Origin of the sequence: Chryseobacterium indologenes (assembly GCF_001295265.1) — a bacterium.
Lineage (GTDB): Bacteria > Bacteroidota > Bacteroidia > Flavobacteriales > Weeksellaceae > Chryseobacterium > Chryseobacterium indologenes_A.
Genome location: NZ_LJOD01000024.1, coordinates 1 through 17,100, shown reverse-complemented (window position 1 = coordinate 17,100; position 17,100 = coordinate 1). Strand labels below are relative to the sequence as shown.

Below are 17,100 nucleotides of genomic sequence, written 5' to 3'. Positions count from 1 at the left end.
AAAACAAAAAATTATGGATTTACACCTTAAGATATGGAGACAGAAAGACAGACAAAGTGAGGGAAAACTGGTCAGCTACGACCTGAAAGGATTGAATCCCCACATGTCTTTTCTGGAAATGCTGGATACTTTAAATGAAAAGCTGATCACAGAGGGCGGCGAACCTGTAGAATTTGATCACGACTGCCGGGAAGGGATCTGCGGACAGTGTGGTATGATGATCAACGGAATTGCCCACGGTCCATTAAAAAACACTACCACCTGCCAGCTTCACCTACGCTCTTTCAAAGATGGGGAAACTATTCTCATTGAACCCTTCCGGGCTGAAGCTTTTCCTGTAAAAAAAGACCTGAAGGTAGACCGCTCTGCTTTTGACCGGATTATATCTTCAGGCGGATTTGTATCGGTAAATACCGGACAGGCTCCGGATGCCACTGCTATTCCGGTTACGCACCAGACTGCTGAAGAAGCTTTTGATTCCGCAGCGTGTATCGGATGCGGCGCCTGTGTAGCAACCTGTAAAAACGGAAGTGCTGCTCTTTTTACCTCAGCCAAGATCACACATATGGTTCTGCTTCCCCAGGGTAAAGAGGAACGAAGCAACCGCGTGATGAATATGGTAGCACAGATGGATAACGAACTTTTCGGGCACTGCTCTAATACGGAAGCCTGTGAAGTGGAATGCCCTCAGGGAATTTCAGTCCTGAATATTGCCAGAATGAATTATGAATACAGCAGGGCTCTGTTTTTTAGGAAAAAATAAGTCTGGAACAGTGATAAGTATTTATTTGAACCATTAAAGCTCTGTTAAGGGGTAAGGTTAATTAAGAAAAAAATCTTTTTATAAGCAACAACTTATACCCTCTTAGCTTAAGATTATTAAAAACTTACATAGCATCCTGCTTAACAATAAAACAAGTTCTGAAAAGGGTAAAAATGCGGATTACAAATCTGTAGTTTTACCCTTTTTATTTTTTTTGCTCTACGGATTGATCATCGCTACTACCCTGGCCGAAGCCGCAGAACCGCCTACAATTTTTAACGGAAATACACAGACTTTGAATCCGGAAGGAGGTAATGCGCTAAGGTTGGTAAGCTGCTCCATATGAAGGTATTCTTTTTTGATGCCTACACGATGGGCTTCCCAGAAAAATTCGGGATCGTTCATTTCTTTTGCTTTTTGGGCCATGTATTTTAGAGGGAGATCCCATCCCCACTGATCAATTCCCATCACCTTAACTCCCTAGTCAATCAGCCATTCTGTAGCTTCACGGCTCATTCCGGTTCCTTTTTCTGCAAACGCCGGGGTTCCCATCATCTTATCACGATCGGTTCTGATCAGGACAATATTGCCCTGCTTAATGGTAATTCCGTTTTTATCGAGATCTTTTTTAAGATCATCCACGGTAATGGCAACGAAATCTTCTTTGTGGCTGCAATCGATGACAATTCCGTCACCGTAGCACCAGTCCAGCGGTATCTGATCAATAGTTCTGGCAGGCTTTCCTTCTACTTCAGGCCCGTAATGCCACGGTGCATCAATATGCGTTGTTGAATGAAGTCCCATATTTTTGATGGTATCATCTGCCCATCCTATCCAGTTTTTAGGAAAAAGCCTGAACGGAAGATTCAGAGCCAGACGGATCAGCCAATGGGATTTTTTGTGGGATTTATGCCTGATCTTCACTCTCATGAACCAGGGGTCTCCGGCATTGTACTGAATGGGTTTTGAAAGGTCTATTATGGTTGTTTTCATAAGATGATATTATTGCGAAATTACAAAAAAGACAGGCTTGTAAATTTAGATCCAATGAGAAAACCGGCGTTTTTTATAATTAACTGTAAAGATTTCTGTCAACCTGAATTGAAAATCCTTGGCTGCTTATAGCTCCGGGATCATTATTTTCTTAGGATCATTTTCATCGTACATAATTCCAATCTTTCCTTGTTTAGGTATTGAAGAAAGATCCAGCAGGTTTACAATCTTTTTATAGACCGCGATATGATCATTTCCCCTGAAATCTTTAAAGCTGACCTGAAACATGATCTGTGGCTGGTCATTTACGGTAAGCCCGGTCTGGCTTACACTGATGATCTGTGCTTCTGCACTTCTTCCTGCAAAGAGGATTTTTTCGTTTTTATTTCTGAGAAGCTTTCCGAAAATCAGCTGATAAACCAGAACAAACAGTATGAACATAATACCGCTGAAAATTATCGGGTGCATAAATGTAAGAAACCTCCACCCGAAATCAATTGATTCTCTAAGGTAAAAATATCCGTAAAGTCCGATAACATATAGGATCAACAGGACTATAAATACGATTCTCAAAGCCATCCCGGAATTATTAAACCGGGTTTTCTGGCCTTCAAGAATAAAATAAGGTGCGGATGAAAGATCTTTATTAAGGAGTACTTTAACCTTACTTCCCGAAGCAAATCTTTTTTCCTCCGGCTTTGTATCATAAAACATCATTTGGTGCCTGATCGGAGCATCACCCAGATTCCTGAAAGAAAGGACGATCTGTATCAGATTGGTGTTGGATTTCGCATTATATTTCAGAAGTTTATAATCCACAATTTCAGCCTCTCGTGGAATACCGTTCTGCAGGATACGGGTAATGGTATTTTTCTCTTTAAAGGTTTTCACCAAAAGATTATTGATGAAGAAAATAATAACGTAAAGCCATATCATTAGAGAAAAACCGAGGTATACGTAGCTCACAATTTCCGTATTTCTGGGTTCTACAGAGTGTTCTGATGTGACCGTATAGATGAATATCGGAAAGGGTATACAGAAAAAAAGGATATAGACTGCCCAGAAAATGATCATGAATTTCATAACTGTTATTTTGTGATGTGTGATAAAGTTATGATATTTTTTAATTCTTATTTATAACAGTTTTTACAGATTGGTTGTATAGGTTTTGGCTAAAGCCAATGGATGGTTTTTATTATTTAGGCGGACTAAAAGTCCGCCTATATTGAATAAGTTCTATGCATCAGAAGATGATTACCTGTATTTTATCACACAGATTGAGCAGAGTCCCCCTGTTTTTATACTTCTTTATCGAAATAAAGCCTGTAGTATTTACCTTTATCGTCTTCTCCGGTTTCAATCTTCTGACGGTCCCCGTGAATATAGATATGGAAATTTTTATCCAGTTTGATAATACTTTTGAAATGACGTTGTGTTTTCTTTACGGCAGCTTCGCTGATCGGGAATTCTTCTGCAATGTTAATCTGCATATCCTGTTCGTAATCTGTTTTGAAGTTAACAAAGCTTTCAATCACATGCTCATCACCCAATACTTCATTAGCGAAATCATCTAGTTTGAATTCCTCTTTTTCTTTAAAAAAGTTGATGGATTTGTTCAGGAAATCTGCCTGGTCTGCTTTAGAAACTTCAAATTCCTGTGGAAGCTGCTTCGTGATATAGTCTTTGTAGACCATCAGGGCTTCCTGGGTGTGGAAATATTCGTCGTCACGCTGCTTTACTTTCAGAAAGTCTTCAAACCAGTAATACATATCCCCATTTTTGTTGTTGTCTACCACAGAAAGTACATATCCGGTATCTTTATGGTTATTGTAGATCAGGGCTGCTTTATCAATTTTAGACAGACCGATTCCCTGGTCTTTTTCAATCTCGAAAGTTTCTTCCAAAGGATTAATTTTCAGGAAAGATTCTCTTTTTTCTGTTTTAAAGATTCCAATCTTGTCCACTTTATCCGGACGGTCGCTTTCCTCTTCAAAGTAAACAATGAACAGCTCTCCGCTCTGTACTCTTGGATTTTCTGCCGCCTCGAAAAGGTGTTTGGCAATATTTTCTGATTCCCAAAGGAATTTGGCTTTATCTTCAAAGATTTCGGATACCGCACTGTAAACCGGGTTATTTACTAAATAGGTATCGCTGTAAAAGTGAAATGTTTCTTCTGATTTAAAAGACCCTAAAAAGTAATTTTCCAGCAGTTCTGCCATTCCTTCGTCCAGCTGCAGCTCTTCCTGGGAAAGCGTTAACGAATCTCCGTTGATTTTATTTCCTACTCTGTGTACTATTATTTTTGAAAACATGTCCTGAATATTTTGGACTGCAAAGATAGACGGTTTGAAGCGAAATGCAAAAGACTAATGAACGGACAGGAAAATTTACGGTGTAATACTTTCATTCGTTTTCATTTCGATAAAAGCCTTATCATTTTGATAGTATCCGTCTGGTAAAACACCTCATCAAAAATATCGTATTATTCTAATTATCAAAAATTTGTACAATACTCGTTCTAAGGGTACAGCATTGGTATCATGGTTTTTAAAGCATAAACCTATGGATTTAAAGACTTTAAACCGAATCGACAGACTCCGAAGATTAAAAAGCAGAGGTCCCAGAACTCCGGGATGGCTGAAACCTTATCATCTCCTTTTCCTGGCTTTCTTTGCCGTTTTTATTCTGGGTGCTGTCCTTAAATTAATAGAACAAAATCATTAGTAGTATGAACTATTCAGATGCCGCTCAGGAGATCACAGAGATTCTTCCTGATTTTGAAAATAAAATTGCAGGTTTTATGCCTCAGAATTCCCACAGTGTGATCCGCACTTTTACGGAATGCATCAAAACCATGATCAGACAGGATGACAGAAATCTTCTTCCGGAATGCCTCCGGAGGATGAGCAGAATTTATACGGACGGGGATTCTTCTTTAAAAAGTGCTGTGGAAAATATTTTCATCTATTCTCTGGACAATTTTACAGCCTTATGTACAGGAGAATACAGAAAAGTGATCTTTAGTCACATTTCACCAGACCTGCAGAAGTGCTATATCAGACAAATTTACAGTCACGGAGTTTAGCGTTTCATTACAGTTTTTATCCGTTTCATTACAAAGTGTTTAAATTAAACAAAAATTAAAATAACTCACAATCAATAGATTATGAAAAACAAAATCAGAAAAATTTCAGATTGGAAAACCTGGAAAACCACGACTAACAGGCACAATTCCGAGATATTACTCACTCACATCGCTGTGATTGTCGGGGTCTTTATTTTTGCAGCCTGCCTGTAAATTTTGGTATACATTTCGCTGCAATAAAAAGTGTTTGAAAAATCTTAATTATGATGAAAGTACCAATGCAAACTATTAATCAAAAAATAGCTGTTGAATACTTAAAATTTTTCTATCCTCCACTCCGAAACGAGATCACGCAGTTATCTGTTCAGGACAATTTTGCAGGAGTGATTCAGGCAACAATCAACTACCTGAAAAACCTGCTTCAGGAATCGAAAATCAATATTATCGCCCATCACATCAAACTGATGGACTGGATCTACAGGAATGGTAATTCCTATGTAAGAACCGTGATTGAAAACCTATTTGTAAGATCATTTGAAAGCTTTAAGAAGCATGCTAAAATAGCCCACTGGAAACTCCTTTACCAGTATATGCCGGTAAGCTTTCAGATTATTTACAATGAACAGCAGAAGCAGGATAAACTTTTCTTCAAGAAATAATTTAATTTGTCAATAGACTCCTCTGGTATTTTTTGCCGGGGGAGTTTTTTTTTAGAGGCTCCAGAGTACGTTTTAAATACATTCCCTCTTCTTTAAAAACAATCCAGGCAGAAGCTCCTTTTTTAGCCCCCGGAAGCATTATCAGCACAAATAAATTCAAAAAAAATAAAATATTCATTCCATAATGCACAATCATTAAATACTTTAAGTGATTTTAATCAAATTTGACCATTTTTGTTATATTTGAAAACGTTACCTGTTAAATAAGTACCGTTTTTTAACTTGGATTCTTTATTTGAAAAATTATATACCGGCTATAAGCATCAGGTCTTTTTTTTCGTGAAAAAATATGTTCACGGACAGGATGACATTGAGGATATTGTACAGGATATTTTTGTTCATTTATGGAAACACAGGGATTCTTTAGCCCAAAACACAGACGCCATCGTTTACAAAACCGCCAAGCAGGAAATTGCCAATTTTTACAGAAAGAATAAACTCTCTTTTACAGACCTCAACGAAAACACTGTTCCCGACACCGAAAAAGAAGAATATGACGAGGAAGAATCCGGAAAACACCTGCAGCAGATTGAAAGTTTACTGGATCAGGTCCCTGATAAAAGCAAAGCTTTCTTCCTGAAACACAAAATTGAAGGACAAAGCTATTCCCAGATTGCCGAAGAGCACAGCATTTCTAAAAACGCGGTTGCCAAGCACGTAAATAAAGTTCTGAACCTGATCAAAACCCAACTTCATTTCTTCTTCTCTTTATTAATTTTCGTCAAAAAATTCTTTTAGGGTTGACGATTTTAGTTTTCTGCGTAATAGTATACAGCAGCTAATTTTTTTTTGCCGCTTGAAGAATCCGAAAAATAATTGTCATGAGAAAAACGTTATCATTTCTTTTTTTACTTTCCGCTACTGTTTTTTATAACGCACAGACGACCAAGGAAGAGATCACTTCCGATCTGAGAAACACAGGCGGCGTATATCTTGCTTATCCAGCTCCTATCCAAAAACTCACCCCTGTTCCTTCCGGATACCAGCCGTTTTACATCAGTCATTACGGCAGACATGGTTCCCGCTGGCTCATCAACGAAAAAGATTTTTCCGGGGTAATGGGTATCCTGAAAAAAGCAGCGACCAATAATGCATTAACGGAAACTGGAAAATCAGCTCTTCAAAGGCTTGAAAAGATCTGGATACAGGCTGAAGGACACAACGGAGATCTTACCGAGCTCGGCGCATTACAACATAAGCAGATTTCACAGAGAATGATCAGAAATAATCCTCAGGCTTTCGAAGGGAATGCCATAGTGACTGCCAAATCCACAGTAGTACCAAGATGTATCCTCAGCATGGCTTATTTTTCCAACGAAATTACTGCCTACAATCCAAAAATTAATCTTACCATGGAATCTTCGGATAAGTATATGAAATATCTTAACCATCATACGAAAGAATCTATTGATTTCCGTGCGGGAGATAATTTCTGGCAGGAGGAAAAAAGAAAATTCAGACAGGATAATTTCCAGACCGGAAGATTCATCAAAAACCTTTTCAATAATGATGACTATATCTATAAGAATATAAACCCGGAAAAGGTAATGGAAGCGTTTTACTGGATTGCCAGCGATATGCAGAACCTGGAAACTGATATTTCGTTCTATGACCTGTTTACTAAAGACGAAATTTTCAATATTTACCAAAGTGTTAATTACCAGACCTATGTGAATGACGGCCCTTCTCCTCTGAGTAAAGGCCTGGTAAAGAACAATGCTGCTCCTCTGGTTAAAAATATCCTGGCTGAAGCTGATGATTATATTAAAAATAACAAAAGGGGAGCTTCTTTACGGTTTGGCCACGATGGAAACATCATCCCGCTGCTCGCTTTTCTGAATATTGAGGGAATGAACAAAGAAGAGGCAGATCCTAAAAATGTATATAAAGTCTGGAATACTTTCCAGGCAGCCCCGATGGCAGCGAATTTACAAATGATATTTTACAGAAATAAAAAGAATGATATCCTGGTTAAGTTCCTGCATAATGAAAAAGAAGTTCATATTCCGGTTCAGACTGACCAATACCCATATTACCAGTGGCAGGATGTGAGAACCTATCTGGAAACGCTAACCCGGTCTCTATAAAATTTCACAACACTGATATCAATATTTAAAAAAATAGTATTGTAAAAATTGATTTTACAGGTTGACGATTTAAGATTTACGCGTAATACTAAATAAGACTATTATGGAAGACCAGAATTTCAGAAATAACTGGGAAGAAACCTACAGGGAAAACCAGAAGATCGACGACCTTACGGATGTCCGTATCAGGGCAGGTATTGAACGTAAATTAAAATCCCGTAAAAATAATTACAGGAAACTGTACTGGACTGCCGGCACTGCCGCAGCTGTACTCATCGGAATTTTCATGCTGTGGTATACTCCCTCTCCCGTACCTAAGGAGCCGGCTAAAGCACAGTATTATTTCAGCTCTGATTATACCAGGGCAATTCATCTGCCGGACGGAAGCCATATTGTGCTGGAACCTCACAGTACTCTTATTCTTTCCAATGATTTTGGCAAAGAGGACAGAAAAATCACCTTTACCGGTAAGGCTACTTTTGATATTGCCAAGGATAAAGCCAGACCCTTCCGGATTAATGCAAAAGACTTTGAAGTTCAGGTTTTAGGAACGAAATTTTTCCTGGATCAGACAACCGGCAGCCAGAAAGTGGAATTGTTTGAAGGAAAGGTAATGATCAGCCATCATGGAAAAACCACTTATTTACTTCCCAATGAAAGCTGGAATCAGAAAACCGAAAATACAAAACAAACCTATTATGCCGCCAATTCTAAACGGGATTTTTCTTTTGAAGATGATAACTTCGGAACAATTATCTCGGAACTGGAACAGGTATATCATATAAAAATCCGTTATCCGAAAGAATATGAAACGAAAAAGATCAGAGGATCTTTCTCCGGAAATCTGGATGAAGTTTTATCTGCCATATGTTATCCTTTCAGCCTGAAAACGGTAAAAATATCAGACAAAGAAATAGAATTACAATAAAAAAGCACCGATAATTGGCGTTATCGATGCCGGATTAACTCTTACAACTCGCGAAAGTTTAATAAAGTTTAACTCCCAAATTTATGAAAAAAACAATAATATCCATTGTTTTACTGGTTTCAATCGGGACACCTGCTCTTCATTACGGGCAAAACAGGACCTCTCCGGCTGCTCAGCAAAAAGTAAACCGGGTACCCATTTCCAAAGTTCTTGACAAACTCAGCAAAACGTCAAAAGTTCAGTTCCTGTATTCCAGTTCAGATTTTAGGGATGTTCTTATTGATGAAAGCAACATCAATTACTCATCTCTGGAGCAGTCTCTTACTTACCTTAAGAAACATTATCCGCTGGAATATGAAATAAAGAACAATACGGTTATCCTCCGTAAAACAGCAGCCAGAAAAGCAATTGTACAAAATTCAGATAACTTTTCTGCATCAGATACTTTGGCTATAAAGGAGAAAAAAATTGATGAAGTAGTCATCATCGGATACGGAAAGGTAAAGAAATCGGATGCCACAGGTTCACTGGCTACAGTAAAAATTGACAGCGAAAACAACGGAAGTCCGGTTTCCGCGCAGGATGCACTGACAGGAAAAGCTGCCGGAGTAAATATTATTTCTCCCGGAGGAGCACCCGGTGCCGGCTCTACCATCAGAATCAGAGGAGGTTCTTCGCTTTCAGCCAGTAATGATCCGCTGATTGTTATTGATGGAATTGCGATAGATAATTCTGCTACTTCTGGTTCCAGCAATATCCTGGGAATGATCAATCCGAATGATATAGAAAGCTATACTGTTCTTAAAGATGCTTCTTCCACTGCCATCTACGGTTCCCGTGCTTCCAACGGAGTGATTATTATTACCACCAAAAAAGGAAGCAAAAAGACCAGATACCAGTATTCATCCAACACCAAGGTGAGCTACAATCCCCAAATGCTGGATGTCCTGAGTGCCGATGAATACAGAAGTTTCATGAAAAATCAATATGCAGGTAACAGTACGATTATTAATAGCCTTGGAACCTCCAATACCAACTGGCAGGATGAGATCTACCGTACTGCGGTGAGCAATGATCAGAATTTCAGTATGACGGGTGCCGTTAAGGAAATTCCTTACCGTTTATCTTTAGGCTACACCAATCAGGAAGGGATTATCCGTAAAAATGCCTACGAAAGAATGAATATGAGCCTTGCCCTGAATCCGTCTTTCTTCAATAAACACCTGAATGTTAACCTGAATTATAAGCCAAGTATTGAGAATAATGATTTTATTTCCAATCCTGCAAGCGGTGCGGCATCTTTTGATCCTACCCGCCCGGTGTACAGCAATTCTTCTCCATATGGCTTAGGTTATTTTATCTGGACAGATGCTTCAGGAAAACCGATCACACAGGCAGGAGCCAACCCTGTTTCTGTTCTTGATCTGCGAAAAGACGAATCTAAAGTAGTTCGCCATATCGGTAATATCCAGATGGATTATAAAGTTCACGGATTTGAGGATTTGAAATTAAACGTCAACGCAGGTTTTGACATGCTGAAAAGTGACGGTGACGTATTCGTTCCGGACAACTCCCCTCTTTCATGGACTTCTATCGGAAGTGATGGACAGGGACTTGTAGAAGCGTATACACAGAAAAAGAAAAACCTTCAGCTGGATCTTTATGCTGATTACAACAAAAGTATCGGAAGCCATAAGATTAATGTGATGGGAGGTTATTCCTGGCAGAAATTCTGGAAAAGCTATGACGACAGCCAGACCAATCTTACAGGATCTAAAATATACAGGGATATCGTTACCCAATCTGAATATTACCTGGTCTCTTTTTACGGACGTTTGAACTACAGCTTCAAAGACCGATATCTTTTCACAGCGACATTAAGAAATGACGGTTCTTCCCGTTTTTCCAAAGCCAATCACTGGGGCCTCTTCCCTTCTGCCGCTTTTGCCTGGAAAATCAATGAAGAAAGTTTCCTGAAAGACAAAAATATTTTCTCCGATTTAAAACTGAGATTAAGCTATGGAAAGACCGGCCAGCAGGATATAGGCGGAGATTATGAATGGATGCAGACCTACACTTTCAGCCAGTCCAATGCCATGTACCAGTTCGGGAACCAGTTTTACCAGACGATCCGACCTAATGGCTACGATCCTAATCTGAAGTGGGAAACAACCTCTACCTACAATATCGGCTTAGATTTCGGAATCCTGAAAAACAGAGTATCCGGAACGGTAGAAGTATATAAAAGGACAACGGATGACCTTCTGAACAAGATTTCCGTAGCCGCCGGTTCCAATCTTACCAATATGATTTACACCAACATCGGATCTATGGAGAACAAAGGGGTTGAACTTACTTTAAACACCATTCCTGTAAAAACTGATAACTGGCAGTGGAACCTGGACATGAATCTTTCTTTCAATAAATCAGAAATCACTAAACTTACCCTTGTAGACAGCCCTGATTATGGGGTAAATATCGGAAACGTTTCCGGGGCTACCGCGGGAACCATCCAGATTCATTCGATTGGGTATTCTCCTTATACATTTTATCTTTATCAGCAGGAATATGATTCCAACGGAAAACCCATTGAGGGTAAATATAAAGGCGGCCTTGTAAAAGATAAGAGCCCGATGCCGAAGTCTTATCTCGGGATTTCCTCAAAAGTAAGTTATAAGAACTGGTATCTTGGATTCAATGGTCATGCCAATTTTGGGAATTATGTTTATAACAATGTGAAATCCAAAGATTATAAATCGAAAACCAATCCAACAAACGGAACATACAGCAATATTTTGACTTATACCGCAGAACAAGGATTCAACAATCTTCAGCTGTATTCAGATTTCTTTCTTGAGAAAGCATCGTTCTTCAGAATGGATAACATCACTTTGGGACACAATTTTAAAAACATCAGTGATAAGTTTGATCTGGGTGTAAATTTCTCTATACAGAACGTATTTGTCATTACCAAATACAGCGGACTGGATCCTGAAGTCTATCTGGGAATTGACAATAATATCTATTCAAGGCCGCGCTCTTTCCTTTTCGGGCTCAATGTTAACTTTAAATAATATCATGATGAAACGTTTATATATACTACCGTTTATACTACTTCTTTTTACAGCGGGATCATGTGTTAATGACCTGGATACCGCTCCTATTGACCCTAATATGGTGACGGGAGAACAGATTTATTCCAACCCGGCAAACTACAAAGGGGTTCTTGCCAAATGTTATGCCGCATTATGCCTGAGCGGGCAGGAAGGGCCTACCGGTGATCCGGATATGGGTAATTTTGATGAAGGTTACAGCTCATTCATTCGTCTTGCCTTTTATATCCAGATCCTTACAACCGATGAAGCGATTATGGGTTCACAAACCAATGGACTAAGACAGCTTGCCACCAATACCTGGGACCCCAATACGGCCATTCTGAACGGATATTACGCAAGATTGTACCAGATCATCGGATATACCAATGAATTTTTAAGACAGACTACCGACAGCAAACTTGCGGAAAGAGGCCACAATGATCCTGATTTTAAGCAGCAGGTAAACTATTTCCGTGCTGAAGCCCGCTTCCTGAGAGCTTATTCTTACTGGGTTCTTCTGGATACATACGGAAATGTACCTTTTGTAACTGATGCTGATAAGCTGGACCCACAATTTCTGCCTAAGCAGATTTCAAGAACGGAGCTTTATGCTTATGTGGAAAATGAGCTTAAAGAAATTGAAACCGCCCTTCCCACAGCCAATGAATATGGAAGAGTGGACAAAACTGCTGCCGATTTCCTTTTATCAAGACTTTACCTGAATGCCCAGGTCTATACGGGTTCCCCGCAATGGACAAAAGCCGCAGAATATTCGGAAAAAGTAATCAGCAGCCACTACAGCCTTTCGCCGAAATATCTTTACAACTTCCTGGCAGATAATAATACGTCTCCTGAGATCATCTGGTCTCTGAATATGGATGGTATTCACTCTAAAACATATGGAGGAACTACATTCTTTGTATTGGCACAAACCGGAGGAACCATGCTTACTTATCTGAATATGGGTATTGCCGGAGGATGGGGAAATATCCGCCTGCGTCCTGAATTCGTCAATAAATTCCAGCCTGTGGATCAGAATTTCAATACTTCGGATCCTAATGCTTTTACCAAAAATGACAGCAGAGCGTTGTTTTTCAACATCGGGCACAAAAAAGATATTGCAGCCCTTCCGGGAACCTTCCAGGACGGATATGCTTTTACCAAATGGAGAAACGTTTCCAAAACCGGAACTGCCGGTTCAGATGCCGCCTATGTAGACACCGATTTCCCGATGTTCCGCCTTTCTGAGGCTTACCTGACAGCCGCAGAAGCCTATTTAAGAACAGGAAACATTTCTACTGCCCTTAATTATGTGAACATAGTAAGAAACAGAGCCTACAACAACGGAAACGGAGCTATTAATTCTTCTGACCTGAACCTGAATTTTATTCTGGATGAAAGATCAAGAGAGCTTTCCTGGGAGCTTGTGAGAAGAACAGACCTGATCCGTTTCAATAAATTTACCGGAGCTGATTATACCTGGAGCTGGAAAGGAAATACCCAGGCAGGCAAAGGAATCGCCGAAAAGTATAATATATTCCCTCTTCCGTCCGCCGATATTACCGCCAACCCTAATCTGAAGCAGAATGACGGCTATTAATACCCATTAACATTCATACAAAAGACACCTGGTTATCCGGGTGTCTTTTTTGTAGAAATTCTGTAATGGGGCTAAATATTATTTTATTGAGCTTCATCCCTGTTCATTATTTTCACCTGTCACAATTGGCGGTAAATACAGGATTGGGTAATTTTTTTACTGATGTCTGAGGCTGTGAGGTTCCTGTGATTCTGTCAAATTTCATCAAAACATCATCATAATGGTAATCTTTACTGTTATAATCCAGTTGTCTTGCCGGTACTGCCGGATTTACATATACATTCTTTACTTTATCGTATTTATAGTTTTCCGGATTAATTTCCCGGTCCATATCATCGTGGGTATTATAGGCATTGTTAACTAATTTATAATCCGCAGCAAAAGCCCGGTTAAAAGCACCCTCTATAAATTTCAGTCCCTCTTCGTTAGGAAATGCTTCTTTCACTGTAGATTTTTTAAGAATCTTTCCTGAGTCATCCTCAGGATCGGATAACCCATTTTTGGCTATTTTAAAAACAAAATCATTATGGTACAGGCTGTCCTGCATATGCTGAACAATAAAATCATTGTAATCACCGGTTGGAAAATTGTACATCAGTTTGGGGATATCCGCTCCCCTTTCATTTTCATCATTCTGTTCTTCCAGCAGAGCAAGGGTTGCCGGTTTTTCTTTAAACAGATGAACATTGGGATAATCAAAGCAATTGGCATTCTCATTAAAAAGCGGCTGCATTTTATTGGGAAATTCCCCCACTACAATTCCATTTCCGATACCATCTCCCATGAAGCTGATGTGCATTCCGGCTTTAATGGAAGGGTTTTTCCGTGCATAGACATAGAATTTGGCGTCCGGATTTTGGGGCTTTAAATAAAGAAGGTCTTTTTCTATATTCCAGGTTCCTTTTATCAGTGTTCCGTAAGCCATGATCAGAAAAGTTTTGTTTTTGTTGATGACAAAAGCGGCACCTTTGGCTTTGTAAACTCCATCTATATTTTCCGTTTTTTCCTGAGTGTAGATCAAAGTACAGCAAAATATCATCAAACCGGCAAGCATTCTGCTAAAATTCATTTTCATCATATCCATATTTTGATAAAGATCGGAAAAAAGCTGAAAGCAGCAGGTAACCCCAGATAAAGATTGCCTCCTCCTATCAGAAAAAGGCTTTATAAAAAATAAAAACCGTTGTAAACAATGTCTACAACGGTTTTATGATGATCTGTAAATAATTTACAGTATGTCTATTATTTCACTTCTTCGAAGTCAGCATCCTGTACATCCTCACCTCCTGCATTGTTACCTCCAGGGTTTTGAGCTCCTGCACCTGCATCAGCACCTGGCTGTTGACCAGCTGCATATAATTCTTCAGAAGCTGCCATCCATGCTGCATCTAACGCTTCAGTTTTAGCTTTTACGTCATCAGCATTTTTAGCTTCAAAAGCGGTCTTCAATTCTGCGTGAGCTGCTTCAATAGCTGCTTTTTTGTCTGCAGAAAGTTTCTCACCGAATTCTTTCAATTGCTTTTCAGTCTGGAAGATCAATCCGTCCGCTTTGTTGAAGATTTCAACTTCTTCTTTCTTCTTGGCATCAGCTGCAGAATTTTCCTGAGCTTCTTTCTTCATTCTTTCGATTTCCTCATCAGAAAGACCTGAAGAAGCCTGAATCTTAATTGTCTGCTCTTTACCTGTTCCTTTATCTTTAGCTGATACGCTTAGGATACCGTTAGCATCAATATCAAAAGTTACTTCAATCTGAGGAACTCCTCTTGGTGCTGGTGGGATATCTGTAAGATCGAATCTACCGATTTCTTTATTGTCGTTGAACATTGGTCTTTCTCCCTGTCCTACTCTGATGCTTACAGCAGGCTGGTTGTCAGAAGCTGTAGAGAATACTTCAGATTTTTTGGTTGGGATGGTAGTGTTCGCTTCAATTAATTTAGTGAATACAGATCCCATTGTCTCGATACCTAAAGAAAGCGGGGTAACATCAAGAAGCAATACGTCTTTTACATCTCCTGTTAATACCCCTCCCTGAATAGCTGCACCAATAGCTACAACCTCATCCGGGTTAACTCCTTTAGAAGGTTTTTTACCGAAGAACTTTTCAACTTCTTCCTGGATAATCGGGATTCTTGTAGAACCACCTACCAGGATTACTTCGTCGATATCTGAAGTGGATAATCCGGCATCTTTTAATGCTTTAGCAACCGGCTCCATAGATCTTCTTACCAGATCTGCGGATAATTGCTCAAATTTAGCTTTCGTTAAAGTCTTCACTAAGTGTTTAGGACCTGTAGCTGTAGCCGTGATGTATGGAAGGTTAATTTCAGTCTGAGGAGAAGAAGATAACTCGATTTTTGCTTTTTCAGCAGCTTCTTTTAATCTTTGAAGAGCGATAGCATCAGCTTTTAAGTCTACTCCTTCTTCAGCTTTGAATTCATCAGCCATCCAGTTGATGATCACATCATCGAAGTCATCACCTCCAAGGTGGGTATCACCATTGGTAGACAATACTTCGAATACACCGTCTCCTAAATCAAGGATAGAGATATCGAAAGTACCACCACCAAGGTCATATACTGCGATTTTCTGATCTTTATGGTTTTTATCAAGGCCATAAGCTAACGCTGCAGCGGTAGGTTCGTTGATGATTCTTTCTACTTTAAGACCGGCAATTTCACCAGCTTCTTTAGTAGCCTGTCTCTGGGCATCGTTGAAGTATGCAGGAACAGTAATTACTGCTCTTGTTACTTCCTGTCCAAGATAATCTTCAGCTGTTTTCTTCATTTTCTGAAGAATCATCGCAGAAATTTCCTGTGGAGTATATTCTCTGTCGTCAATTTTTACTTTTACGGTATCATTCGGTCCTGCTACCACTTCGTAAGGTACTCTTGAGATTTCCTTAGCATCTTCTTTAAAATGAGTTCCGATAAATCTTTTGATAGAGTATACAGTTTTCTTTGGATTCGTTACAGCCTGTCTTTTGGCAGGATCTCCCACTTTTCTTTCTCCGTCTTCTGTAAATGCTACGATAGAAGGTGTTGTTCTTTTACCTTCAGCGTTAGGAATAACAACAGGGTCTTTCCCTTCCATTACAGCAACACAAGAGTTGGTTGTTCCTAAGTCAATTCCAATTATTTTACTCATAATATTTTTAATTTTTCTAATTTTTATATTTTAATTTACACTCTCAATTTCTCAATATCCATACCATTTAAAAAAATATGACAAAATGACACAATAAAAATAAAACCCCGATACAATCGAGGTTTATTTGAATAAATATTGGAAATATTTTCATTTTATTTTTTACAACATCTGTCTTTCCAACCCTATTTAATAAGGAAACACATCCGTTTGGTAGGTTTTACAGATGGATTCCGGAACTGTCTTTTGTATTATTTACATGTCCGAAACATCTTTAATTGAATATCATTTTTTCTTTACGATAAACAATTGTAAGTATGAAGAAAAATGCAATGAAAAGAAAATGATTCCTCTTTAATAAATACATTTATACAGATCCAGTCAATTTCAATAAAATTTCCTGATCTATATTCTATTATTAATTAAAAGATAATTTTCTCGAAAAAATACGACAAGTTCTGTCGTTTCATAGAAATACATTTGCAAAACAGATACTTATCATTGTATAAAAAACACCATGAAGTGATAAAATTCATAATAATTCTCTTCAATGGTGACTTAATACATGCTAATAAATGTTAATTTTGCAAACATGTAATAAAAAAAATAAAAACCAAATGAGAAAACTCTACATGAGTGCATTAGTGATATGCACAGTCCTGAGTGCATCAGCTCAGGAAGTCTTA

Annotated in this window: 15 protein-coding genes; 9 read left to right on the top strand and 6 right to left on the bottom strand. The window is 38.8% G+C overall.

Annotated elements, in window-relative coordinates; genetic code table 11:
- Positions 1-13 precede the first annotated feature (13 nt).
- Positions 14-763: a succinate dehydrogenase/fumarate reductase iron-sulfur subunit gene (locus tag AOB46_RS21680; protein WP_062703351.1), complete on the top strand. Its 750-nt coding sequence runs from the start codon at positions 14-16 to the stop codon at positions 761-763.
- 219 nt (positions 764-982) lie between these two features.
- Here AOB46_RS21680 and AOB46_RS23875 read toward each other — a convergent pair whose 3' ends face one another.
- From AOB46_RS23875 to AOB46_RS21665, 4 genes are all read right to left on the bottom strand, one after another.
- Entirely contained in the window at positions 983-1,189 is a 207-nt protein-coding gene (locus tag AOB46_RS23875) for a hypothetical protein (protein WP_241489263.1), read from the bottom strand.
- Positions 1,190-1,243: 54 nt separating this feature from the next.
- A complete protein-coding gene (locus AOB46_RS21675; protein WP_241489262.1) occupies positions 1,244-1,756 on the bottom strand; it encodes a cyclase family protein in 513 nt (170 codons plus the stop codon).
- A 126-nt stretch (positions 1,757-1,882) separates the two neighbouring features.
- The gene (locus AOB46_RS21670) at positions 1,883-2,839 is read right to left on the bottom strand and encodes a hypothetical protein (RefSeq protein ID WP_062703348.1); all 957 of its coding nucleotides are present in this window, start codon (positions 2,837-2,839) and stop codon (positions 1,883-1,885) included.
- Between the two features lie 215 nt (positions 2,840-3,054).
- Entirely contained in the window at positions 3,055-4,068 is a 1,014-nt protein-coding gene (locus AOB46_RS21665; RefSeq protein ID WP_062703346.1) for a nucleoid-associated protein, read from the bottom strand.
- Between the two features lie 416 nt (positions 4,069-4,484).
- Here AOB46_RS21665 and AOB46_RS21660 point away from each other — a divergent pair, with 416 nt between their 5' ends.
- The 8 genes from AOB46_RS21660 to AOB46_RS21625 all read left to right on the top strand — a co-directional run bounded on the left by AOB46_RS21660 (position 4,485) and on the right by AOB46_RS21625 (position 13,270).
- Complete coding sequence (locus AOB46_RS21660) at positions 4,485-4,841, top strand: hypothetical protein (RefSeq protein ID WP_062703345.1); 357 nt, start codon at positions 4,485-4,487, stop codon at positions 4,839-4,841.
- 81 nt (positions 4,842-4,922) lie between these two features.
- A complete protein-coding gene (locus AOB46_RS24010; protein WP_262486735.1) occupies positions 4,923-5,054 on the top strand; it encodes a hypothetical protein in 132 nt (43 codons plus the stop codon).
- A gap of 50 nt (positions 5,055-5,104) precedes the next feature.
- Positions 5,105-5,500 (top strand): hypothetical protein, encoded by a 396-nt coding sequence (locus AOB46_RS21655; RefSeq protein WP_062703344.1) that lies wholly within the window; start codon positions 5,105-5,107, stop codon positions 5,498-5,500.
- A 282-nt stretch (positions 5,501-5,782) separates the two neighbouring features.
- Positions 5,783-6,298: an RNA polymerase sigma factor gene (locus AOB46_RS21645; protein ID WP_062703342.1), complete on the top strand. Its 516-nt coding sequence runs from the start codon at positions 5,783-5,785 to the stop codon at positions 6,296-6,298.
- A gap of 83 nt (positions 6,299-6,381) precedes the next feature.
- Positions 6,382-7,647, top strand: a complete 1,266-nt coding sequence (locus AOB46_RS21640; protein WP_062703341.1) for a histidine-type phosphatase — start codon at positions 6,382-6,384, stop codon at positions 7,645-7,647.
- A gap of 103 nt (positions 7,648-7,750) precedes the next feature.
- Positions 7,751-8,575 (top strand): FecR family protein, encoded by an 825-nt coding sequence (locus tag AOB46_RS21635; protein WP_062703339.1) that lies wholly within the window; start codon positions 7,751-7,753, stop codon positions 8,573-8,575.
- Positions 8,576-8,658: 83 nt separating this feature from the next.
- Positions 8,659-11,649, top strand: coding sequence for a SusC/RagA family TonB-linked outer membrane protein (locus AOB46_RS21630; RefSeq protein ID WP_062703337.1), 2,991 nt, complete (start codon positions 8,659-8,661; stop codon positions 11,647-11,649).
- A gap of 4 nt (positions 11,650-11,653) precedes the next feature.
- Positions 11,654-13,270, top strand: a complete 1,617-nt coding sequence (locus tag AOB46_RS21625) for a RagB/SusD family nutrient uptake outer membrane protein (protein WP_082377347.1) — start codon at positions 11,654-11,656, stop codon at positions 13,268-13,270.
- A 112-nt stretch (positions 13,271-13,382) separates the two neighbouring features.
- Here AOB46_RS21625 and AOB46_RS21620 read toward each other — a convergent pair whose 3' ends face one another.
- Positions 13,383-14,348, bottom strand: coding sequence for a hypothetical protein (locus AOB46_RS21620; protein WP_241489261.1), 966 nt, complete (start codon positions 14,346-14,348; stop codon positions 13,383-13,385).
- A 164-nt stretch (positions 14,349-14,512) separates the two neighbouring features.
- The gene (gene dnaK, locus AOB46_RS21615; RefSeq protein ID WP_062703334.1) at positions 14,513-16,414 is read right to left on the bottom strand and encodes a molecular chaperone DnaK; all 1,902 of its coding nucleotides are present in this window, start codon (positions 16,412-16,414) and stop codon (positions 14,513-14,515) included.
- Between the last annotated feature and the right edge of the window lie 686 nt (positions 16,415-17,100).

Bases quoted from the DNA above. Each gene is read 5' to 3' on its own strand.
- AOB46_RS21680 (WP_062703351.1), top strand. From the start codon at position 14: ATGGATTTACACCTTAAGATATGGAGACAGAAAGACAGACAAAGTGAG.
- AOB46_RS23875 (WP_241489263.1), bottom strand. From the start codon at position 1,189: ATGGCCCAAAAAGCAAAAGAAATGAACGATCCCGAATTTTTCTGGGAA.
- AOB46_RS21675 (WP_241489262.1), bottom strand. From the start codon at position 1,756: ATGAAAACAACCATAATAGACCTTTCAAAACCCATTCAGTACAATGCC.
- AOB46_RS21670 (WP_062703348.1), bottom strand. From the start codon at position 2,839: ATGAAATTCATGATCATTTTCTGGGCAGTCTATATCCTTTTTTTCTGT.
- AOB46_RS21665 (WP_062703346.1), bottom strand. From the start codon at position 4,068: ATGTTTTCAAAAATAATAGTACACAGAGTAGGAAATAAAATCAACGGA.
- AOB46_RS21660 (WP_062703345.1), top strand. From the start codon at position 4,485: ATGAACTATTCAGATGCCGCTCAGGAGATCACAGAGATTCTTCCTGAT.
- AOB46_RS24010 (WP_262486735.1), top strand. From the start codon at position 4,923: ATGAAAAACAAAATCAGAAAAATTTCAGATTGGAAAACCTGGAAAACC.
- AOB46_RS21655 (WP_062703344.1), top strand. From the start codon at position 5,105: ATGATGAAAGTACCAATGCAAACTATTAATCAAAAAATAGCTGTTGAA.
- AOB46_RS21640 (WP_062703341.1), top strand. From the start codon at position 6,382: ATGAGAAAAACGTTATCATTTCTTTTTTTACTTTCCGCTACTGTTTTT.
- AOB46_RS21635 (WP_062703339.1), top strand. From the start codon at position 7,751: ATGGAAGACCAGAATTTCAGAAATAACTGGGAAGAAACCTACAGGGAA.
- AOB46_RS21630 (WP_062703337.1), top strand. From the start codon at position 8,659: ATGAAAAAAACAATAATATCCATTGTTTTACTGGTTTCAATCGGGACA.
- AOB46_RS21625 (WP_082377347.1), top strand. From the start codon at position 11,654: ATGATGAAACGTTTATATATACTACCGTTTATACTACTTCTTTTTACA.
- AOB46_RS21620 (WP_241489261.1), bottom strand. From the start codon at position 14,348: ATGATGAAAATGAATTTTAGCAGAATGCTTGCCGGTTTGATGATATTT.
- dnaK (WP_062703334.1), bottom strand. From the start codon at position 16,414: ATGAGTAAAATAATTGGAATTGACTTAGGAACAACCAACTCTTGTGTT.